The sequence below is a fragment of the Vibrio rhodolitus genome (assembly GCF_003350325.1).
Classification (GTDB): domain Bacteria; phylum Pseudomonadota; class Gammaproteobacteria; order Enterobacterales; family Vibrionaceae; genus Vibrio; species Vibrio rhodolitus.
In genome coordinates this window covers 338966-359374 of sequence record NZ_QLYZ01000002.1, presented here as the reverse complement: position 1 = coordinate 359374, position 20409 = coordinate 338966, and the positions used below count along the sequence as shown (strand labels likewise).

Genomic DNA, 20409 nt, shown 5'->3' with positions numbered 1-20409 from the left:
CGGTGAGGCAATTAAGCCTCACCGTTTTTATCCCAATTTTGTTTTTACTCAGGCGTTGAATCACTTAATCAATTTGCTTAACCAGTTTAATTACGTGATCCAATTTAATAATTCGACTAAGGACAGTCCATGACTTATACCGTAGAAAAAATCGGCGGTACATCTATGTCTGCGTTTGACGCAGTTCTAGACAATATTATTCTTCGCCCTAAAGACCCGTACAATCGAGTTTTCGTGGTATCAGCGTACGGTGGCATGACCGATGTGCTGCTGGAGAACAAGAAAAACGGTAAACCGGGCGTGTATCAACTGATTGCCAAACGCGATGACACTTGGGGGGAAGCGCTCGCTCAAGTAGAACGACAGATGTTATTAGTTAATGAGAATATCTTTGCTGATCCAATGAGTCGTATGCGCGCCGATAAGTACATTCGTTCTCGCATCGCTGAAGCCAAGAACTGTATCAGTAATATTCTCGATACTTGTCGCTATGGTCAGTTTTCTTTGCGTCATTACTTGCCACAGATTCGCGAGTTTTTGTCGTCGATTGGTGAAGTCCATAGTGCTTATAACAGCGCACTCAAATTAAAGACGTTAGGTATCAATGCAACATTCGTCGACCTGTCTGGTTGGGATTGCCAAAAACCGCTTACCCTTGATGAAACCATCGCCGAAGCGTTTGAAGAAATAGATGTAACTAAAGAGCTACCGATAGTAACGGGTTATGCTTACACCAAAGATGGGTTGATGAAAACCTATGATAGAGGTTATAGCGAAATGACTTTTAGCCGTATTGCGTCAATTACTAACGCGGATCTTGCCATTATCCATAAGGAATATCACTTAAGTTCTGCCGACCCGCGTATTGTTGGAACCGACCAAGTGCTGCCGATTGGTAAAACTAATTTTGATGTGGCGGATCAACTTGCCAGTTTGGGTATGGAAGCGATTCATCCCAATGCAGCGGCAGGCTTACGCCAAAGCGGGATTCAACTGCAAATCAAAAACACCTTTGAGCCAGAACATCCAGGTACATCGATTTCATCAGACTACAACCCTGAAACTGACAAAATTGAAATCATTGCCGGTAAAGAGAAGGTTTTTGCGCTGCATCTATTTGATCAAACTATTGTTGGGCAAGTGGACAACGTTAGCTATGATTTAATGCAAATCATTGCTGAGGCGCGAGTCAACCTGATTGGTAAAGAGATGAATGCCAACTCGATTACCTATTATTTAGGCGGTAATGAAGAAGCACTTAATAAGGTGCTCTATCGCGCAGAGAAGCGTTACCCTAATGCGTCAATCAAAGGACGCATGGTGGCGTTGATTTCTGTGATTGGTTCGCAAATTGATACCAATAAAACGCTGACTAAAGGCGTCTTGTCACTGATGGAAAATGACGTGACACCTATCGCGGTTCATTCTTCAATGCGCAATGTTAATGTTCAATTTGTCGTAGCAGACAGTGAATACCAACAGACGATTTGTGCACTGCATAAGGTATTTTGTTTGCCGCAAAATGAGCCGCAAGCGCTAACGGCATAGACGTTTTCGTAAGTAGGGTAGTCCAAAGAGCTGGTGTGTCCGGCTCTTTGCGTTTCTGCAGCTATGAAGAGCAAAATATGCGAATTGACGACACGATTTTTCAACCCAAATCCTAGGTAGAACAGGTAGGTAATGAATTTGTTATCTGCGTTAATTATCCATGAAAACTATTAACTAATAAAAAACGATTAATGCTTAATATATCACCGATTTATGCGCGCTTAATGAATTTATAGTCTGATATATACTATTTTGTTGACTTTTTATTCTGTAGTTTGCGATATTTCACGCATCTGAAAACTAAGCGTGAAAAAGGTTATGTCTCACACTCATGCACAGCCAGCGGACTCGGCTGTAACGAAGAAATCTTGGCAGATGCCAGATACCCTAATTTTAATCTTCTTTGTTGGTATCTTTGCTGCGATTCTTACTTACTTAATCCCTGCGGGCTCTTTTGATAGCCAACAGGTGACATACATGGTCGATGGTGCTGAAAAGACACGTACAGTTATTGACCCTAACTCTTTTGCTTATGCGACTGATGAAGCTGGTGAACTGGTTTACAACACAGTAAGCCTATTTGCTTCAGGCGGTGGCATTGGTCTAATGAACTTCCCATTTGAAGGTCTAACTTCAGGCTCGAAATGGGGCAGTGCAATCGGCGTAATCATGTTTATGCTGGTGATCGGGGGTGCATTTGGTGTGGTAATGCGCACTGGTACTATCGACAACGGTATCCTGCGTCTGATTGATAAAACCAAAGGTAATGAATCACTATTTATCCCTGTACTTTTCCTACTGTTCTCACTTGGTGGTGCAGTATTTGGTATGGGTGAAGAAGCGGTTGCCTTCGCGATTATCATCGCTCCACTAATGGTTCGTCTTGGTTACGACGGTATTACAACTGTAATGGTAACTTACATCGCAACACAAATTGGTTTTGCGACGTCTTGGATGAACCCGTTCTCAGTGGCTATTGCTCAAGGTATCGCGGGTATTCCAGTTCTTTCTGGTATGACCGTGCGTATGGGTCTATGGGCTGGCTTTACGCTTGTCGGTATCGCTTTCACTATGGCATACGCAGCGCGCATCAAAGCAAACCCAGAGCTATCATACAGCCGTCGTACTGACGCGTACTTCCACCAACAAGAAGCATCGGTTGCTGAGTCTCGTTGGAACATTGGCGATACGCTAGTGCTTCTAACCGTAGTAGCTTCGACTGCATGGGTGGTATGGGGCGTAGTAATGCACGCTTGGTACATTCCAGAGATCGCATCGCAATTCTTCACTATGGGCTTTGTAGTCGCGATTATTGGTACGATTTTCCGCTTGAACGGTATGACACTAAACGAAGCTGCGGCAGCGTTTAAAGAAGGTGCCAGCATCATGCTAGCACCAGCACTACTAGTGGGTTGTGCGAAAGGTGTACTACTGCTGCTAGGTGGCGGCTCTTCAGAAGAGCCAAGTGTACTGAACTCAATCCTAAACGGTGCTGGTAGCATGCTAAGCGGTTTGCCAGCAGTAGCATCGGCATGGCTAATGTACGTTTTCCAGTCAGTGTTCAACTTCTTTGTAACCTCAGGTTCTGGTCAAGCAGCACTAACAATGCCACTACTATCGCCGTTGTCTGATATCGCAGGCGTGACTCGTCAAGTAGCGGTATTGGCATTCCAACTGGGTGACGGTTTCACTAACGTAATCGTACCAACTTCAGCGCCTCTAATGGCAACACTTGGTGTATGTCGTATCGATTGGGGTGACTGGGCGAAATTCTGCTGGCGCTTTATGCTACTATTGTTCGCAATTTCGAGCGTAGTTGTAGTAGTTGCTCAGCTAATGGGCTTCTCATAATAAACCCTAGCGAGTTTGATGATTCGATGGCGAGATATTTATCTCGCCATTTTTTATTGTCTGCCTCAGTTGATAGGCAAACAAAGATTTTGGAGAGACCATTTTAATGGCGACACAATACTTAGACGATGTGATTCAAGGTCACCGCGTTATTCACTCTTTAGATGTGGCAGATTTGGCTGCAGGTGAGCATAAGTTCATGTTCCGTATTGCCTCGGATGCACTTTCTCAATGGCAGCATTTACCAGTAATGGTATTCAAGGGCGAAAAGCCGGGCAAAAAAATCATGATCACTGCGGGTGTTCATGGTGATGAATACAATGGCGTATTAGCCGCGCAAAAGACGGCGCGTGAATTGGTTGGTAAAGAGCTCGCAGGTACGGTGACGATTGTGCCGATGATCAACCTGACGGGTATGCTAAACCATAGCCGTGATTTCTTCTCGGCAGATCCAGATGCGTCTCCTTGCAACTTAAACCGCTTCTTCCCAGGTGATGCAAACGGCAATGAGGCAAATCGTTTTATCCATGCATTGTGGCACAACTTGCTAAAATCGAATGCGGACTTGGCGATAGATCTGCATACCCAAACCAGTGGTACAGTATACCCATTGTATGTGTTTGCGGATTTTCGTTTAGAACAGGCAATTGAGATGGCGCGTTTGATTAATCCAGACGCTATCTTAAATGATCCAGGCGACGCCGGTGTACTTGAGACAGTATGGAACACCAGCGGTATCCCAAGCATTACGATTGAAGTGGGTATGGGTCGCTACACCGAATTGGATCTGATTGAGCGTACCGTGAATGGTATCTTTAACGTGCTTAAACGTCATGAGTTGCTTCAAGGTGAAGTGGAAGCGGTTGTTCCATGCCTAGAGGGACAGGATATCACGAGCATTCGTGCGGAAATCGGTGGTTTTGTTATCCCACAAGTTGCGATGATGGATAAAGTAGAGCAAGACCAATTGGTTGCCATCCAATACGATAACTTTGGTGATGAACTGAAGCGTTACTACGCACCAAGTGCAGGCACGGTTCTGAGTCACAATATTGAGTCAATTCGCGCTCCGGGTTCTTTGGTGGTACGCTTGATCCGCTAAAATTTCGCTTCTCAGAACTCGAAGCTAAATTCTCAAAGGTCTAAGCCATGCTTAGACCTTTGCTCTATTTGTCTTCGTTTGATTTAACGTTCTCAGCGGTCTTTGCCAATGTTGATAAGGTCTCAACCAAGTTCATCGGCATTGGAAAAACAATGGTTGAGGTTTTTTCATTGGCGATTTCCGTCAGTGTCTGCATATAGCGAAGTTGGAGCGCATTGGGTGCTTCGTTAAGCATTTCGGCGGCTTCTTTCAGTTTGCTCGATGCTTCCAACTCACCCGTTGCGTGGATCACTTTCGCGCGGCGGTTTCGTTCGGCTTCCGCTTGTCTTGCCAGAGCTCTCACCATACTATCGTTGAGATCAACATGCTTTACTTCAACGGTGGCAATCTTGATCCCCCAATCATCGGTTTGTTGATCTAAGATCACTTGCAAATCTTTGTTGAGTCGCTCTCGCTCAGAAAGCAGTTCGTCAAGTTCGTGTTGTCCCAATACCGAGCGTAAAGTCGTTTGCGCCAATTGGCTGGTGGCATCGCTATAGCTTTCAATGTTGTTGATTGCCATTTGTGGGTCAACAACGCGGAAATAGACCACCGCATTAACTCTGACTGAGACATTGTCACGGGTAATTAAGTCTTGGGTTGGCACATCCAGTACCACGGTACGCAGATCGACACGAACCATTTGTTGAATAAAAGGGATCAAGATAATAAGCCCCGGTCCTTTGACCTCCTGGAATCGTCCAAGAAAGAACACGACGCCACGTTCATACTCACGTAAAACTTTGAATACTTGCGTCGCCAATGCGAGTAATAGTACAAGTACAACCGCTGTGGTATAGAGCATCATAAGCGCCTCCTAATTTTTAGCGTGTTGTTTTTTCACGGTTAAGGTTAACCCTTCAATTTGAGTCACTTCGACTTTATCGCCAGTTTGTAAGGGCTCTTCTCCCTCGTAGAGCGCGCTCCAAAGTGCGCCGTTAAGCTGTACACGACCTTTTCCGTCGATGAATGAATCGGTCACGATGGCGAGTTGACCAGCCATGGTTTCAACGCCCGTTGTAACGCCTTTTTTGCGTATCCTTAGCAGCAGGGCGATAGTTAACAGAATGATAGTGGCAGAAACGGCAGCGACACCAAAAATTAGAGGTAGGGCGACTTGAAAGCCGGGGATGTCACTATCCATAAGAAAGATCGAGCCTAAAACAAATGCGACGATTCCACCAAGCCCGAGAATGCCAAAGCTTGGGCTGAACCCCTCCGCAACTATTAAAGCCATCCCAAGCAGCAGCAACCCAAGCCCTGCATAGTTCACAGGCATCATTTGCAGTGCGTACATCGCCAGTAGCAAACAGATCCCGCCCAATACGCCGGGCAAACCAATTCCGGGGTTGTAGAATTCTAGCAAAAGCCCATAAATACCAATCAGCATTAGGATATACGCAACGTTTGGATTGGTGATGACAGCCAGCAGTGCAGCGCGCCAGTCGGGTTGCCGAAGCTCAAAGCTGGGATTATCAAAATTTAGAGTAAGTTCTAAGCTATTAACCGTGACAGTGCGACCATTGGCAAGGTTAACCAGCTCTTTGGGTGAGGCGGCAATGTAATCAATGACGTTAAGCGCTAATGCTTCTTCGGCATCTAAACTCGCCGCTTCAGTCACAGACTTTTCTGCCCATTCCGCGTTACGACCATGTAGCTTTGCTAATCCTTTGATGTAGGCTTTGGCATCATTAATGACTTTTTTCTCCATCGCAGTTTCGGCTGGTACCTGGTCTTGGTTTTTACTTGGAGAAGCGGAGTCAGCCGTATCATCGTCTGAGGCGTCATCACTTGGTTTAGCGGGACTTGCGCCACCGATCTGTACAGGTGTTGATGCGCCTAGATTGGTTGCTTTTGCCATTGAGGCAACATGACTAGCCAGTAGAATGTAAGTCCCAGCGCTTGCCGCCCGAGCACCAGAGGGTCCAACCCAGGTGGCAACCGGAACACTGGAGGTTGTGATGGCGCGAATAATGTCACGCATCGCGCTGTCTAAACCGCCAGGCGTATCCATTTTTAAAATCACGAGACTGACACCAGAGGTTTGAGCCAGTTCGATTTCTCGACTGATGTAGTCGCTTGTCGCGGGTCCTATTGCTCCTTGAACCGGAACAATCCAAACGGTTTGTGCGTAAGTTACGCTTGAGAAAAACAAAGTTAGACTGAGTAGCCAAGTTCGTATCATACAGCCTCCATTGAGAGCTCAATCAGCCGCAGACGATACTGCTACAGATCCCACTCTAATTTACGCCACTGCACGTTGTTCAAGACTTGTTCTTCTAATTATAGTTACGGATGGATGATAAATTAGTTTATGGAGGATAGATAAATGCGCTCAGATGAGTAAAAAAGAGTATGATGTGGCTGCTTGCCCAACGTTTCTGCTGATAAAGAAGTGGATACTTCCTGTTACTAAACAAACCAATTCAATAGTTTATTGGGAGCAGGGATAAGGCTATGCTTATTTAGGTTTTAATCAATTGGGTTCTACATGTTTATTGTCAATCGACTAATTAAATTAGCACTGATTTCAGCGGTATTCTTAACCATCTTTGACCTTATCGAACATGGTCAAATTACTTGGGTATCTCGCCTGCTAGGTATCAATTAACCCCTCTAAGTCTGCGCTTGAAATGGGCAAATTTGTCTTGTTTATCTTTTGAGCGCACACAATTTCCATTTTCTAGTCGCCTGTTGTCAAAAGTAACGTTAATGTATCCAATTAACATTAAGTTAACGGTTTTGTCGGATGTGGCTAATCTCTCCTCGGGTTGAAATGGAGCAAGCATTTCAGACGTTCTATTTTGATTACGTTGCTCATGACCCGCTCAACGGTGAGTATTACGCAGAGTGCTTAAAAGACTTTGATGGTTACGTAGAGCGTTTGTTGCAAGAAGCTCAAGGAGTGAACTTACGCCCTGGATACGTGCCGTGCAGTCATTTTTGGTTGACTGATGAGCAGCAACATATCATTGGCATAATTCGTATTCGTCATAATATCGACAACCCTTTTCTCACTTTAGAAGCGGGACATATTGGTTATGACATCTGCCCTTCGAAACGTGGGAAGGGGTATGGAAAACTGATGTTATCTTTGGCGCGAGAAGAAATCAGCAGGCTTGGTATAGCTAGAGCGCTTGTCACTGCAAATAAGGAAAATATCGCATCTCGCCGAGTGATCGAAGCGAATGGTGGTCAGTTCGAACGATATGTTCAAAGTGAATTTTTCACAGAGTGTATTGCGCGATATTGGATTGATATTCGCTAAGCACTGAATATTTTGAAGCGTTTTTTGACTAAAAGGAGGCAGTCATGAAAATTAACCCAGTACATACCGCAAAATGTCACTGTGGAGCAGTAGAGCTCGAATTAACTATGCCAAATGGTTTGGACGACCCGAGACGTTGTTCATGCTCTATGTGCCGCAAGCGAGGAGCGATTGCCGCGTCTGTATTGTTAGAGAATTTGAAAATCGTTAAAGGTGAAGACAATCTTACCCTCTATCAATTTCATACCATGACAGCGAAGCACTATTTTTGTAAAACTTGTGGCATTTATACTCATCACCAGCGCCGCTCTAACCCTCATCAGTTCGCGATTAACGTTGCTTGCTTAGAAGGGGTGAATCCGTATGAACTTGAGCCAGTCAAGATTTATGACGGTATTCATCATCCTTCCGAGACAGTCTAAAAATCGAACCAAAGGAGGGGACGTGAATTTAGTCATAGGATGTGACTCATTATTGATTGGGCAATCGCAAGCGATACGCCATGAAGTATTTGTGTTAGAGCAAGACATATCGCCAGAGCTTGAAGGCGATGATAAGGACTCCATATCACAACATGCGATAGTCTATTTGGATTGTAAGCCTGTCGGTTGTGCGCGGTTAACCATTTCTCAGGATAGAGCCGTCCTCTCCAGAGTTGCGATTCTTCATGCTTACCGAGGCGCGAAGTTAGCAGATGTACTGATTAAATCACTGCTGAGTTACGCGCAGAGACAGCAGGTTAGCTATATATCAGTGCATGCCCATCATTACCTTAAAAACTATTATCAAAAGCTAGGCTTTGAGTTTATTCGAGAGAGTGAAATCGTGGGTCATCATCAGTTAATTGAGTTGGGATTGAGCATACCACTTTCGGATAAATTAGCAGCGGCTTAGCTTGGTGTTAATGTTATAGAGGACAAGAAGTGCGACTCTTTTACGCCCTAACATTTACCCCTGAATCTAGAAAGGCGATTAGCCTTTGCCAGGATCAGTTGACTAAGGTCGCTAAACGCAATCATCTTGTTGATGCCGATAACTTTCACATCACTTTGGAGTTTGTTGGCGAGGTGTGCCAAGAGAGTCTCGATCGCTATATCAAAGTAATCGAACAACTGACTCTTGAGCAGAGTGATGTCGAAGTGACAGGTTTAGGAGCGTTTGGACGAGGAGGAGAGAAACTCATTTGGTTGGCGATAAAACCTCATCCGTGGTTGATGAAATTACAAAGCAGTTTGAAAGATGAGCTGATTAAACTCGGATTTAAGCCGGAAACACGCCAGTACATTCCTCACATCACCCTTGCTCGCCATACCAAGTTGCAATGCGAACTTAGCGAGATAGCCATAACCCCTCAGCGCCTTAAGTTATATTCGATTGCTTTACTTGAAAGCTGCCGCCAAGGGACGAGCGTAAAGTACATTACTCGCAAGCAAAAATTACTCTAGCAGGTGATAACTAAGATCTACGCTTATCTTTTCTATAATTTCTCTTTTCAAATACTCTCGTGAGATGGATGCAACTTATTGTAATTCATGCTTAATTGCTTGATTTTCAAAGCGTGACCTACTCAATAGTTGCAATTTGAGTGCTCTGTTATAGTCGCGCGGTTAAATTACGTTATTACATGGAAAGGTTTGAATGATAAAGCAAAGTTGTACTTTCTTAACCGCAATGACAGTTCTATTGTCTGCCAATGCGATTGCCTATGATTTGAGTGAAGAGTTTTTTGAAGGCGACGATCTTGCCTTGCTCAAAGCGGCTGAAACATCAAATGATCCGGAAATCTTGATGCAAGCGGCGAATCTATTAATTGAAGATTCAATGTATCAAGAGAACGTCGATCGCGGTTATCAATACATCACTAAGCTTGCGGATAAAGGTGACACCAAGGCGATGGTGGTATTGGCTGACTTGCACTACGGCAATGAAGACTATGCGAAAGCACTGGCTTGGTATCATAAAGCAGAGCAAGGTAACGATCCCTATGTCTTATATAGCTTAGGCGTGATGTACTTTGACGGTGAAGGTACGGCGGTTGATTATCAAAAAGCGAACCAGTACTACTTGGCGGCTGCGAAAGGTGGTGATGCAGATGCTATGTATCAGCTCGCATTTTCCTATAACGACGGCAAGGGTGTTGCTCAAGACTATACGAAAGCAGTGTACTGGTTTGAACAGGCTGCTAACAAAGGTGATGTGAGTGCAATGTACAACTTGGGTGTATCGTACCTAAAGGGAGAAGGGGTGGCGCAAAGTTGCCCTAAAGCGATGGAGCTCTTTACCAAAGCGATTGAAGATGATGAACATGCTCGTTCATATGCAAAAATGGGTGATATCTACTCGTATACCGAATACAAAAAGCCGTGTGGATTCAAAACCACCGATTATAAAAAGGCATTGGAATACTATACCGCAGGTGCAATGCAGGGCAATGTGTATAGCCAATACTCGGTTGGGTATTCATACCGCAATGGGCATGGAACGTGGAGTGATTTTGTACAAGCGCTGGCTTGGTTCGAAGTTGCTCAAGAGTACGGCGACACTGAGGTTGCTAAAGATATCAGTGATGTGAAGCAATATATGTCGAAAGAAGATATTGCAGCAGCGAAAGAGTTACGTGACTCGCTACTCGATGAGATCTGGTGATCAAGATACTAATGATGATTTTAAGAGCTTGCGGATGCAAGCTCTTTTGCTTTTCAGCGCTAAAAAGCTAAAGAATATGTTCCCATGCAATGGTTACTGCAACGTACAAAAGCAGCAGTGCCATCAGTTTATTGAAAACAAAGAGCACATTGGTGGAGCTAATTCGTTTACCAAGCATAGTACCTACGGCGGCGTAGCTTGTTGGGGCACCCGTTGCGAGCAGTGCAAGTAGAAAAGATGCAAGCAATATTCCCCAGCCTTCAATACCGGCTGCAGGCATCTGCACCGTTGATATTGGCAGTGTAGCAACCACACCTTTTGGATTGAGAAGCTGCAAGCCGAGTCCGTCAGAGTAAGAAAGATTGCTGCCTGCAGAGCTAGAATTGAGTTCAATGTTGCTACGCCAAACTTTGAATGCGATATATAGAATATAGCAACAACCAAAGGCGGCGAAGTAGGGTAAGAAATTGGCTGTAATATATTTTCCGCCTAAATAGCCAAAGGCAAGAAATAGTAGCAACATCGCACTTCCTACACCGAAAAAATAACCGACTGAATGCTGAAAGCGACCATTGAGCCCGCAGTGAAGCCCTAGCAAATTAACCGGTCCCGGGCTGTACATTATGGCGACGGCATAAATAAAGATCTCTATCATACTAAATTCCGGAGTGTACAAAGCTCTTCCAGCACAGTCCTCGTCAGACTGCAGCTAGAATAGTTAAGTAAAATTTGGGGTTGAAAACAGGTGTTAACTAGCGTTATTTACTTGGCGCTGAAGCTGGTATTGCTTTGGCGTCATTCCATATACGCGTTTAAAGCGCCGATTGAGATGACTAATATCGGCAAACCCTGCGGCTTGCGCGCTGTGGGTGGTAGACCAACCTTGTTCTAAGTAGCGACGGGCAAGGTTAATACGGCAGTTTAAAACGTATTGGTGTGGTGTAATACCAAACTGACTACGGAAAAGGCGAATAAAGTGATACTTAGAAACAGTTGCCGCATTGGCGACATCATCGATAGAGATATCTCGAGCTAGATTTGCGTGGATAAACTCTTTGGCACGATACATAAGGGTATCGATACGAGTCGCACTCCATCCTTGGTCAGTTTTTTCACTATGCTTTGCCAGACTTTGCGCAAGCTGATAAACGCCATGTTCGTATTCAATTTGAGAAAAGCTTTCATGTTCAATCAGGTGTGAAAGCTCGATGATCTGTTGACGCAAAACGACGTCGTCAATCAAGCGATTATGAACTCGCACATCTTGTATTTGTTTCACTCCCATTGAATGAAAAGCTGGGGCAAATTCATTAGGGTGAACATAGAGCATCACATACTCAAGATTTTGCTCATCACCGGAATGTCCGTCGTGAATATCATCCGGGTTGAATACCATCACGCCGCCCTGAGGGCTTTTGTAATAGGCATCATGGCAAAAGAAATCTTGTCGTCCTTGCAAGGTCACACCTAAAGAAAACTCTTCATGGGCATGTTTACTGTAGGTAAAGTCACTCATTACCGCTTCAAGCTTAGCGACATTGCTAAACTTTGGGTTGGCAATATATTGAAAGTAATTGTCTTTATCCACTATCCATCCTTGCTTTCGTTATCCCTTTCTACTGTTCTAAATGTAAGTAATTATCTGGTTAAAAACTTGAACAATATTGCTAAATTGATTTTGCCGCTCAGTCAATAACATGACGCTAAATCAACTGTGCTGATGAATCAGTTCAACCAATTGAGTAAGGTCATCTCGTGCTCGTTCGAATGGGTGACCGATATTCACTCTAATACAATCGTGATAGAGGTTGAGGGTTGAAAACAGCGTACCGACCCGAAAGTCCAGATGTTGTTTCGCAGCGTCTATGACGAGTGTTTTTGTGTTAAGCGTAGGGACTTGAACCCACATAACTAAACCGCCTTGCGGATCACTTATGCTGGCGTTGTTCGGTAAATGCTGCTCAAGATAACTCATATAGTCTTGGCGAATTTTCAGTAACTCAACGCGCTTGTTTTTAAGGTGTTTAGCATACTGACCACTATCAATAAAATCGGCGAGCGCTAATTGAACCGTAGTTGCGACTCCGTGGTTTCCTGCCGCTAAGTGGTTAATAAATTCATGGCTATAACGTCCGGGCAAACACCAACCGACGCGGTAGCTTGGAGAAAGACTTTTGGAAAACGATCCGCACCAAAAAATATAGCCTTGGGTGTCATAGTGTTTTGCTGGCAGGGGCTGATCGAAATGGCCAAGTTCAATATACACATCATCTTCAATAATGGGTGTTTGGTAGTGATTGGCAAGCCAGGCAAGTTTCTGCTTTTGCTCAGCAGACATAGTGATACCGTGGGGATTGGTAAACGAGGTACAAAAAACAGCTGTCGCAATAGTTTTCTCTTTTAGATGCGTTTCTAGCTGCACCAAATCGATACCTTGATCGGTTGAGGGGATCTCTATCACTTTTCGTTTCATGTAACCAAGCAATTGAATGATGCCGTTAAAGCAAGGTGAGCTGATTGCGACTGCATCGCCTTCTTCACTGCAACATTCAATGGCAGTTTTAATCGCTGATAAGCAACCCGAAGTGATCACAACATCATCTGAGCTGAATAAGATGCCTAACTTTTGAAAATGGTTGGCAAGGCTGCTTCTGAGCACGGCTTCGCCAATAATACTGGGATACTGGTTAAGCCTCTCGCCGATACGCTGCGTTGCTCTCTTAAAGCTGCGTTGCAATTCTTGGGCATAGCTAGGGGAGAGGGTTGTACTTGCGACACCTAGGAGACCGCTAATCGCTTGTCGGCTTGGCGGGTGAAGTGTCGCTGTGGTGATTTGGCTTTGAAACTGCGCCCATTTGGGCGTGGCTCTGGGTTTAGAGTAGTTGGCAATAAAATAACCAGACTTTGGGCGGGCTTGGATCCAACCTTGAGATTCCAATTCTTCATAGCAGCTAATCGCGGTTGAAAGGCTCACGCCGTGCTGTTGAGCAAACTGACGCAGCGAAGGCAACTTATCGCCAGTGGTGACTTTGCCCTGTTTTATGGTTTGAATGATGCCATCTGCTAACTTCCTGTACTTAGCCATATCCCTATCTGTACTCCTTATTTGTTACAAAATTGTATCTGTAATGATATTCCGGCTCAAGGGATACTTTTTGCAACGAATGATTAGCTTCAAAAGTACAAGGAGGATACATGCAGCTTAGGGATTTATTATTAGCAGTATTGGTGATGGTGATTTGGGGATTCAATTTTTCCATGATTAAACTAGGGGTGAGTGAAGTAAACCCGCTTGTGGTGACGGCGGCTCGCTTTGCCCTTGCCGCAATTCCTCTGGTGTTGTTTATTTCAAAGCCTGATACGAAATGGCTTTACGTAGTCAGTTATGGTGTGGTGTTTGGTGTTGGTGTCTGGGGCATGGCATCGTGGTCAATTGTCGCTGGTTTATCATCGGGTATGTCTTCTGTGCTACTTACCACCAATGTGATTTTGGATATGCTGGTGGGTGTTGTCGTCCTAAAAGAGTCTCTAACGCGACGAAAGTTGATGGGTGGTCTTTTGGCAACAATTGCCGTTGTGCTTTCGATTGCCAACACCAATGGCAACGTTACGGTATTAGGCGTGATTTTGATCTTAATTGCGGCTGTTAGTTGGGTTGTGATGGGAGTTATCCTAAAGGCATCTAAAACTCAGCAGCCATTTGCCTTTGGCGTCTGGGGAATGTTGGTTGCTCCGTTACCTTTAATCACGCTCGCTCTTTTTATCCACGGCACAGAAGTGTTCACGGATTCTTGGAATCACTGGAGTTGGAGTACCGGGGCTGCAGTGATGTTTCAAGCTTATCCGACCACGCTGTTTGGATACTGGGTATGGAATAAACTACTGCTGAAATATCCACTTAGCGTAGTCTCACCATTAAACCTGCTTGTTCCGCTTTCGGCATTATTGAGTGGCTATTTAATTTACGATGAAAACTTGAGTGCATCACAGCTAATCTCTTGTGGACTGTATTTAGTAGGCATTGCTCTTATCGTTATTGCACCTAAGAAAACCAAAGCTCAGTCATTTGATGGTGAGATGGCTAAACAGAACTAACATTAATGATGAGTAAACTGGTTTTAGAGAAGAATCCAGCGGATAAGTAAGCTAAAAAGGGCTAGCCCTAATACCGAGGCTAGCCAAATCCCCACAAACCAACTGAGTTGAACTTTGCGATTTTTCATTAGTGGTATCCTTCACCATGTTTGAGCTTGCCGCGAAATACCCAATAGGAGTAGGCGGTATAGGCAATGATAAGTGGCAGCAAAAATACCGCTCCGGCGAGTAAGAACTTGAGGCTACTGTCAGGCGCTGCCGCTTGCTGGTAAGTGAGTGCGAATGGAATAAGATACGGAAACGTACTGACGCCAAATCCTACTGCTGCCAGTACAAATATGCTCATGCTGTAAAGGTACGCCGCGACGGCTCTGTGATCGATCAAGCTAGCAAACAGACGCCACACACAAAGAGCGACAAGAGCTGGAATAACAAAATAGAGCAGCGAGGTAGGAAAACTGAACCAGCGCTCTGCAATTAGCGGATTGGTCAGTGGCAGCCAAATACTCACTATAGCTACGCAGCCAACTAACGCCAGTGCCCAGCGTTTGGCAATGGTGTAGTAGCGACTGACCAAATCAGCGGGCATTTTTATAATCAACCAGCAAGCACCTAACAAGACGTAAGCACACATGGTCGCAAGGGCACAGAATAGACTAAAAGGAGTGAGCCAATCGAACCAACCGCCAGCGTAAGCCCTACCTTCGATAGCGATCCCTTGTAGCAGGGTTCCGAGCATTATACCTTGCATCAAGGTCGCAAGCAGTGAGCCGAGGAAGAATGCACTGTCCCAGAGAAATTTCCCACGTTCAGTACGAAAGCGATACTCAAACGAAACGCCGCGTAAAATCAGACCAAGTAACATCAATATCAGCGGTGCATAGAGTGCGGGCATCACCACCGCATAGGCGAGAGGGAAGACAGCAAACAATCCACCGCCGCCTAGTACCAGCCAAGTCTCGTTGCCATCCCAGACTGGCGCAATACTATTCATCATCAGGTCTCGTTCGTTGTCACTGTGAGCGCTAGGGAAAAGCACGCCAATCCCTAAATCGAAGCCATCAAGCACCACATAGATGAGTACCGCAAGTCCAATTAAGGCATACCAAATTAATGCGTAATCCATTGCCGCCTCCAGTTAGGTTAGGTGATTTGATTGAGATACCGGCGGAACTGGGGTGCCATCCGGTAGTCGGCTTTCCAGTGCTTCTTCATAGCGGGTCGGAGATTTTCTCATTAAGCGCAGTAGATAGAAGAAACCTGCGCCGAACACAACAAAGTAAACGACGACAAAAGCGGTCAAAGATACGCTAACCGCAGCCGCATCAATTGGCGAGGCAGATTGTGCGGTAGTCAGTAAGCCATACACCGTATAAGGCTGACGACCGACTTCTGTAGTGATCCAGCCCGCGAGAACTGCGACAAAACCAGCAGGTCCAAATAAAACGCACAAACGGTGAAACCAGTGCGCGTGATACAGCGACTTTCGTTTACGCAAAACTAGGCTGGTTAAGCCAAGAGCGAGCATACCAAAGCCAATGGCGACCATAACGCGGAAACTCCAGAACACGATGCCCACTGGCGGGTGTTGATCCGAAGGGAATGCATCGAGACCTTTGACTTCGCCATCAAGCGAGTGAGTAAGAATCAGGCTTCCCAGCTTAGGTATTTCGACTTTGTAGTCGACGGTCTTGTTCTCGTGGTTTGGAATACCGAATAGGATCAACGGAGCGCCTTTGTGGCTTTCATAATGACCTTCCATTGCCGCTACTTTAGCCGGTTGATGCTCTAGGGTATTGAGACCATGCATGTCGCCCGCGACGATTTGAATCGGGGTAACAATGGCTGCCATCCACATTGCCATCGAGAACATAGTGCGAGCGAGCGGATTTTGTGGTGATTTCAATAAGTGATATGCGCCGACAGCCGCTACGACGAATGCCGTTGTCAGGTAGGCTGCTAACAACATGTGCACTAACCGGTATGGGAAAGAGGGATTGAACACGACTGCCCACCAATCTAGTGGGATAAATTGACCTGCTTCGTTGTAACCAAATCCAGCAGGCGTTTGCATCCAACTATTAACCGATAAAATCCAAAATGCAGAGAGGAAAGTACCGAACGCAACGATGCAGGTCGCGGCAAAGTGAAGTCTCTTACCGACTCTACCCATACCAAACAGCATAACGCCGAGAAACCCCGCCTCTAAAAAGAACGCGGTAAATACTTCGTAACCCATGAGAGGCCCTAGGATGGGTCCAGTTTTGTCAGCGAACACGCTCCAGTTAGTGCCAAACTGGTAGCTGAGGACGATACCGCTAACAACTCCCATACCAAAGCTAATGGCGAATATCTTTAACCAGTACTTGTACAGTTGCAAATACTTGGCGTCATTGGTTTTTAACCACAATCCTTCGAGTACTGCTAGAAAGCTCGCAAGCCCAATAGTAAAGGCGGGGAAGATAATGTGAAAGGAGACAGTGAAAGCAAACTGAAATCGAGCGAGGTCGAGAGCAAGCGTGTCCATAGGTACCTCCAGCGTAGGATGAGCCTATTCATACGAGGTATTGCTGAAAATGTTCAAAAATGTTTCAGAGTGTGAGTGCCCTTTTCTTAGTCGTGGTTCGTATGCACAGGAGTATTCAAATATGAACCACGAGGAGCGTCCAATGAGTTTCCGAGACAGGCTCGATGCAATTGCGCCAAATTTTGAACCCGGTGGGAAGTATCAAAAATTCTATCCATTATACGAAGCGGCAGCCACTATCTTCTACACGCCAGGAACAGTAAACAAGGGCAGAACACACGTTCGCGATAGTATAGACCTAAAACGCATCATGATTATGGTTTGGTTTGCTACGTTTCCTGCCATGTTCTGGGGTATGTATAATATTGGTAATCAATCCGTTGGTGCACTGCTTGCGACCTATAGTGGGGCGGAGTTGCAACAAGTGATCGACGCGAGTTGGCGGCTTTCATTTGTGTTTGGCAGTGAGCAAGCTATACAGACGAGTACTTGGCTCGGCAAAATGCTGCTTGGCGCCTGTTACTTCGTACCAATCTACGCCACAGTATTCATCGTTGGTGGTTTTTGGGAGGTATTGTTCGCCATCATCCGAAAACATGAAGTTAATGAAGGCTTCTTTGTCAGTTCGGTTCTGTTTGCCCTGATCCTTCCACCAACGTTGCCTTTGTGGCAAGCCGCTTTGGGGATCACGTTTGGTATTGTGGTTGCAAAAGAAATTTTTGGTGGGACTGGGCGTAATTTCCTTAACCCTGCATTAGCAGGACGAGCCTTTCTCTACTTTGCCTATCCAGCCAATATGTCAGGAGGCTTAGTGTGGGTTGCTGCCGACGGTTATTCAGGGGCAACACCGCTTAGCCAATGGTACGAGAGTGGGCTATCGGGCTTAGTTAACAACACCACAGGTGAAGCATTAGCTTGGAGTGATGCGTTTTTGGGTAACTTACCTGGTTCGATGGGTGAGGGCTCAACGCTATTTATTATGTTGACCGGACTGATCCTGATCGGGATGCGAATTGCGTCTTGGCGGATAGTCGCGGGGGTTATCGTTGGATTGGCTGTGACGTCGACATTGCTCAATCAGATTGTCTCTGACACCAACCCAATGTTTTCGATGCCTTTCTATTGGCACTTTGTTCTTGGTGGTGTTGCATTTGGCGCGTTCTTTATGGCGACCGACCCAGTATCAGCTGCTTTCACTAATAAAGGGAAATGGGCTTATGGCATCTTGATTGGAGTGATGACTATCGGCATACGCGTACTTAACCCCGCCTACCCAGAAGGGATCATGCTCGCGATTTTATTTGCTAATTTGTTCGCGCCACTGTTCGATTTTATGGTTAAAGAGTCGAATGCCAAGCGTAGGAGAAAACGCATTGCCAGCTAAACGTAAAAGTGATTTACCCAGTAAAATATGCCTTGCTTGCAAGCGACCGTTTACTTGGCGTAAGAAGTGGCAACGTTGCTGGGAAGAAGTTAAGTACTGCTCCCAGCGCTGTCGCTCCAACAGAGCCAGTTAATGTATGATTGCTTACCAGGGAATAGGGCTACCATCGTAGGCGAGAAAGCTGCCGCTCTCATCATTGGTTGTGCTTGAGATTATCTTGATTAATTTCTCTGCCACGAATTCGGAGGAGAAAAGTTTGCCCTGAGGAACATTAGCTTGAAACGGTTTAGATAGATGGGTATCGGTTGTTCCTGGGTGCAGAGCGAGAACGCAGACTTTTGGCAAACTTCTGCGCCATTCGACACTAATGCCTTTGATTAACATGTTCAAAGCGGCTTTTGAACTGCGATAGCTGTACCAACCACCGAGACGATTATCCGCAATGCTGCCTACTCGGGCAGAAATCACCGCAAATTTAGGACTATTGCTTGGTTTGAGATTAGCACTAAAGTGCTTAGCAATAAGTAACGTTGGCAGGGCATTGTTAGCCATGCTGGATAAGAACCATTCTGCGTCGATAGACTTCAAGTTCTTTTCCGGCTGGTGGCTCGAATCATGTAAAACCCCCACACAGTTGATAACCCAATCGATGCTGCCGATAGTTGCGCTTAGAGACATCAATTGTGACTCGCTGGTGACATCAAGTTGCTGCCACTCGATGTTGGAGCTTTTAACATCGGGCTGATGGCTATGAAAAGTCGCGACAACGTGATTGTGCTCTTGCTGTGCTAGCCTTTGCACCAAGGCTAATCCTATACCGCCACTACCACCAAAAACTAATATTCTCATTTGCACCTCAATAACAACTCAAAGTGAAGTGGCTAGAATACGACGTTCAGCATAATCGTAAACAGATTGGCGTTACGCTCACTTGGCGTATCAATAAAAGAGCCATTCTGACCGTTCTCAGCGCTGAAATACTGCCACTCAGCATTTACGGACAGGTTGTAAAGAAGATCATAACGAGTGCCAATAAGCACGCTGTCTCCATCAAGTTTATCGTCGTCGTTATACTGCTGTGCATAGGAAATATATGGTGTCCATTTGCCCAATTGTTGTGCGCCCATCAGGTACCATGAGTAAGTTCGGTCGTTCTTCTGCGCTTCTGCAGTTAACTTGAAACTATCAAACTCGTATTCAGCTCCAAGAGAATAAAGGTCGATGGTTTTGCCTTTCTCTACCGATGAAAGTGTCATAGCTATTGTAGGTATAGTCAGGGTGACTTTTTGGTCATATTTTGAATTTAAGTAAGAAAAATTCCAGCGATAGTAATCACTAGAAAAGGTGAAGTTGATACCCACCATGTCGTGAGTTTTTAGCTCAAGAAACGTATTGTCGTTGAGCTTGACGTCTTTATCGTCCTCTAACCCCATAAATGGAGTGATTGCCAGTGTATATTCATCACCAATATCTTGAGTGTAAGTGATGCTGCCACCCTCATAGAAGGTGATCCCTAAGATGCTGTTATAGACTTCACTTGGTGGTCTTGCAGGTGTATAAGCCTGCCCAACATAATAGTATTCGGAGTAGAGAAATAGTGGGTTGCGAAGCCGACCTGCTTTGAATGTCCAATGTTCGGTGCTGTAAGCAATATAAGCCCATTCAAGCTCAGGGTCTCGCCATTTATCTTGTGGCCTTTTTACCAATTGCCCAGAAGCGTGAAAGCCTTCGTAGTAGAGGTCCAATTGAAGTCCGGCAGTGGTGTCGCAATCAAAACAGTCACTATCTGAGATTTCACGATTAATTAGCAGCGGCATCTCATTGTCACTTTTCGCCCATGAGGTAGAGCCAAAACCACTAACCGAAAGGTGGTCACCAAAGTCAAAGTTGGCATAGCCTAAAGGTGCAAATAGACTGCTGCTGATCAGCACAGGGATGATTTTATACAT

The 20409-nt window shown here is 45.3% G+C and carries 21 protein-coding genes; 11 read left to right on the top strand and 10 right to left on the bottom strand.

Annotation, left to right across the window (positions count from 1 at the left end):
• Positions 1–129 precede the first annotated feature (129 nt).
• From DPF93_RS03475 to DPF93_RS03465, 3 genes are all read left to right on the top strand, one after another.
• On the top strand, positions 130–1548 hold the full coding sequence (locus DPF93_RS03475) for an aspartate kinase (protein ID WP_114764824.1): 1419 nt from the start codon (positions 130–132) through the stop codon (positions 1546–1548).
• Between the two features lie 318 nt (positions 1549–1866).
• A complete protein-coding gene (gene yfcC, locus DPF93_RS03470) occupies positions 1867–3399 on the top strand; it encodes a putative basic amino acid antiporter YfcC (RefSeq protein ID WP_114764823.1) in 1533 nt (510 codons plus the stop codon).
• Between the two features lie 106 nt (positions 3400–3505).
• Entirely contained in the window at positions 3506–4501 is a 996-nt protein-coding gene (locus DPF93_RS03465; RefSeq protein ID WP_114764822.1) for a succinylglutamate desuccinylase/aspartoacylase family protein, read from the top strand.
• Between the two features lie 64 nt (positions 4502–4565).
• On the opposite strand, the gene DPF93_RS03460 is transcribed toward DPF93_RS03465, so the two are convergent.
• Together DPF93_RS03460 and DPF93_RS03455 are read right to left on the bottom strand one after the other, a co-directional pair.
• Positions 4566–5348, bottom strand: a complete 783-nt coding sequence (locus DPF93_RS03460; RefSeq protein WP_114764821.1) for a slipin family protein — start codon at positions 5346–5348, stop codon at positions 4566–4568.
• Positions 5349–5357: 9 nt separating this feature from the next.
• Positions 5358–6725, bottom strand: coding sequence for an NfeD family protein (locus DPF93_RS03455; protein ID WP_114764820.1), 1368 nt, complete (start codon positions 6723–6725; stop codon positions 5358–5360).
• A gap of 564 nt (positions 6726–7289) precedes the next feature.
• Between DPF93_RS03455 and DPF93_RS03450 the strand changes: the two genes are divergently transcribed.
• The 5 genes from DPF93_RS03450 (at position 7290) to DPF93_RS03430 (ending at position 10454) form a co-directional block, all read left to right on the top strand.
• Positions 7290–7808 carry a GNAT family N-acetyltransferase gene (locus tag DPF93_RS03450; protein ID WP_114764819.1) on the top strand — a complete coding sequence of 173 codons (519 nt, stop codon included), beginning with the start codon at positions 7290–7292 and terminating at the stop codon, positions 7806–7808.
• Between the two features lie 44 nt (positions 7809–7852).
• Positions 7853–8230, top strand: coding sequence for a GFA family protein (locus DPF93_RS03445; RefSeq protein ID WP_114764818.1), 378 nt, complete (start codon positions 7853–7855; stop codon positions 8228–8230).
• A 22-nt stretch (positions 8231–8252) separates the two neighbouring features.
• Positions 8253–8702 carry a GNAT family N-acetyltransferase gene (locus tag DPF93_RS03440; protein ID WP_164675301.1) on the top strand — a complete coding sequence of 150 codons (450 nt, stop codon included), beginning with the start codon at positions 8253–8255 and terminating at the stop codon, positions 8700–8702.
• A 29-nt stretch (positions 8703–8731) separates the two neighbouring features.
• Positions 8732–9253 carry an RNA 2',3'-cyclic phosphodiesterase gene (gene thpR, locus DPF93_RS03435; RefSeq protein WP_114764816.1) on the top strand — a complete coding sequence of 174 codons (522 nt, stop codon included), beginning with the start codon at positions 8732–8734 and terminating at the stop codon, positions 9251–9253.
• Between the two features lie 193 nt (positions 9254–9446).
• Positions 9447–10454 carry a tetratricopeptide repeat protein gene (locus DPF93_RS03430; protein ID WP_114764815.1) on the top strand — a complete coding sequence of 336 codons (1008 nt, stop codon included), beginning with the start codon at positions 9447–9449 and terminating at the stop codon, positions 10452–10454.
• Positions 10455–10521: 67 nt separating this feature from the next.
• On the opposite strand, the gene DPF93_RS03425 is transcribed toward DPF93_RS03430, so the two are convergent.
• From DPF93_RS03425 to DPF93_RS03415, 3 genes are all read right to left on the bottom strand, one after another.
• Positions 10522–11109, bottom strand: a complete 588-nt coding sequence (locus tag DPF93_RS03425) for a LysE family translocator (RefSeq protein ID WP_114764814.1) — start codon at positions 11107–11109, stop codon at positions 10522–10524.
• A 93-nt stretch (positions 11110–11202) separates the two neighbouring features.
• Complete coding sequence (locus DPF93_RS03420; RefSeq protein WP_114764813.1) at positions 11203–12042, bottom strand: AraC family transcriptional regulator; 840 nt, start codon at positions 12040–12042, stop codon at positions 11203–11205.
• Between the two features lie 120 nt (positions 12043–12162).
• Positions 12163–13539: an aminotransferase-like domain-containing protein gene (locus DPF93_RS03415; protein WP_114764812.1), complete on the bottom strand. Its 1377-nt coding sequence runs from the start codon at positions 13537–13539 to the stop codon at positions 12163–12165.
• A 110-nt stretch (positions 13540–13649) separates the two neighbouring features.
• Between DPF93_RS03415 and DPF93_RS03410 the strand changes: the two genes are divergently transcribed.
• Complete coding sequence (locus DPF93_RS03410; protein ID WP_114764811.1) at positions 13650–14549, top strand: DMT family transporter; 900 nt, start codon at positions 13650–13652, stop codon at positions 14547–14549.
• Between the two features lie 23 nt (positions 14550–14572).
• On the opposite strand, the gene DPF93_RS03405 is transcribed toward DPF93_RS03410, so the two are convergent.
• The 3 genes from DPF93_RS03405 to DPF93_RS03395 are packed head-to-tail and all read right to left on the bottom strand — an operon-like array spanning position 14573 to position 17076.
• Entirely contained in the window at positions 14573–14677 is a 105-nt protein-coding gene (locus DPF93_RS03405; RefSeq protein ID WP_114764810.1) for a DUF2474 family protein, read from the bottom strand.
• A complete protein-coding gene (cydB, locus tag DPF93_RS03400; RefSeq protein WP_114764809.1) occupies positions 14677–15675 on the bottom strand; it encodes a cytochrome d ubiquinol oxidase subunit II in 999 nt (332 codons plus the stop codon). The genes DPF93_RS03405 and cydB overlap by 1 nt, the downstream gene beginning before the upstream one ends.
• 12 nt (positions 15676–15687) lie before the next feature.
• The gene (locus tag DPF93_RS03395; protein ID WP_114764808.1) at positions 15688–17076 is read right to left on the bottom strand and encodes a cytochrome ubiquinol oxidase subunit I; all 1389 of its coding nucleotides are present in this window, start codon (positions 17074–17076) and stop codon (positions 15688–15690) included.
• Between the two features lie 142 nt (positions 17077–17218).
• On the opposite strand from DPF93_RS03395, the gene DPF93_RS03390 reads away from it, so the two are divergent.
• Positions 17219–18460, top strand: a complete 1242-nt coding sequence (locus tag DPF93_RS03390) for an NADH:ubiquinone reductase (Na(+)-transporting) subunit B (RefSeq protein ID WP_114764844.1) — start codon at positions 17219–17221, stop codon at positions 18458–18460.
• Positions 18426–18593 (top strand): DUF2256 domain-containing protein, encoded by a 168-nt coding sequence (locus DPF93_RS03385; RefSeq protein ID WP_114764807.1) that lies wholly within the window; start codon positions 18426–18428, stop codon positions 18591–18593. The genes DPF93_RS03390 and DPF93_RS03385 overlap by 35 nt, the downstream gene beginning before the upstream one ends.
• 11 nt (positions 18594–18604) lie before the next feature.
• Here the strand turns inward: DPF93_RS03385 and DPF93_RS03380 are convergent, their stop codons facing one another.
• Together DPF93_RS03380 and DPF93_RS03375 are read right to left on the bottom strand one after the other, a co-directional pair.
• The gene (locus tag DPF93_RS03380) at positions 18605–19309 is read right to left on the bottom strand and encodes an SDR family oxidoreductase (RefSeq protein WP_114764806.1); all 705 of its coding nucleotides are present in this window, start codon (positions 19307–19309) and stop codon (positions 18605–18607) included.
• Positions 19310–19341: 32 nt separating this feature from the next.
• Positions 19342–20409 (bottom strand): porin, encoded by a 1068-nt coding sequence (locus DPF93_RS03375; RefSeq protein ID WP_114764805.1) that lies wholly within the window; start codon positions 20407–20409, stop codon positions 19342–19344.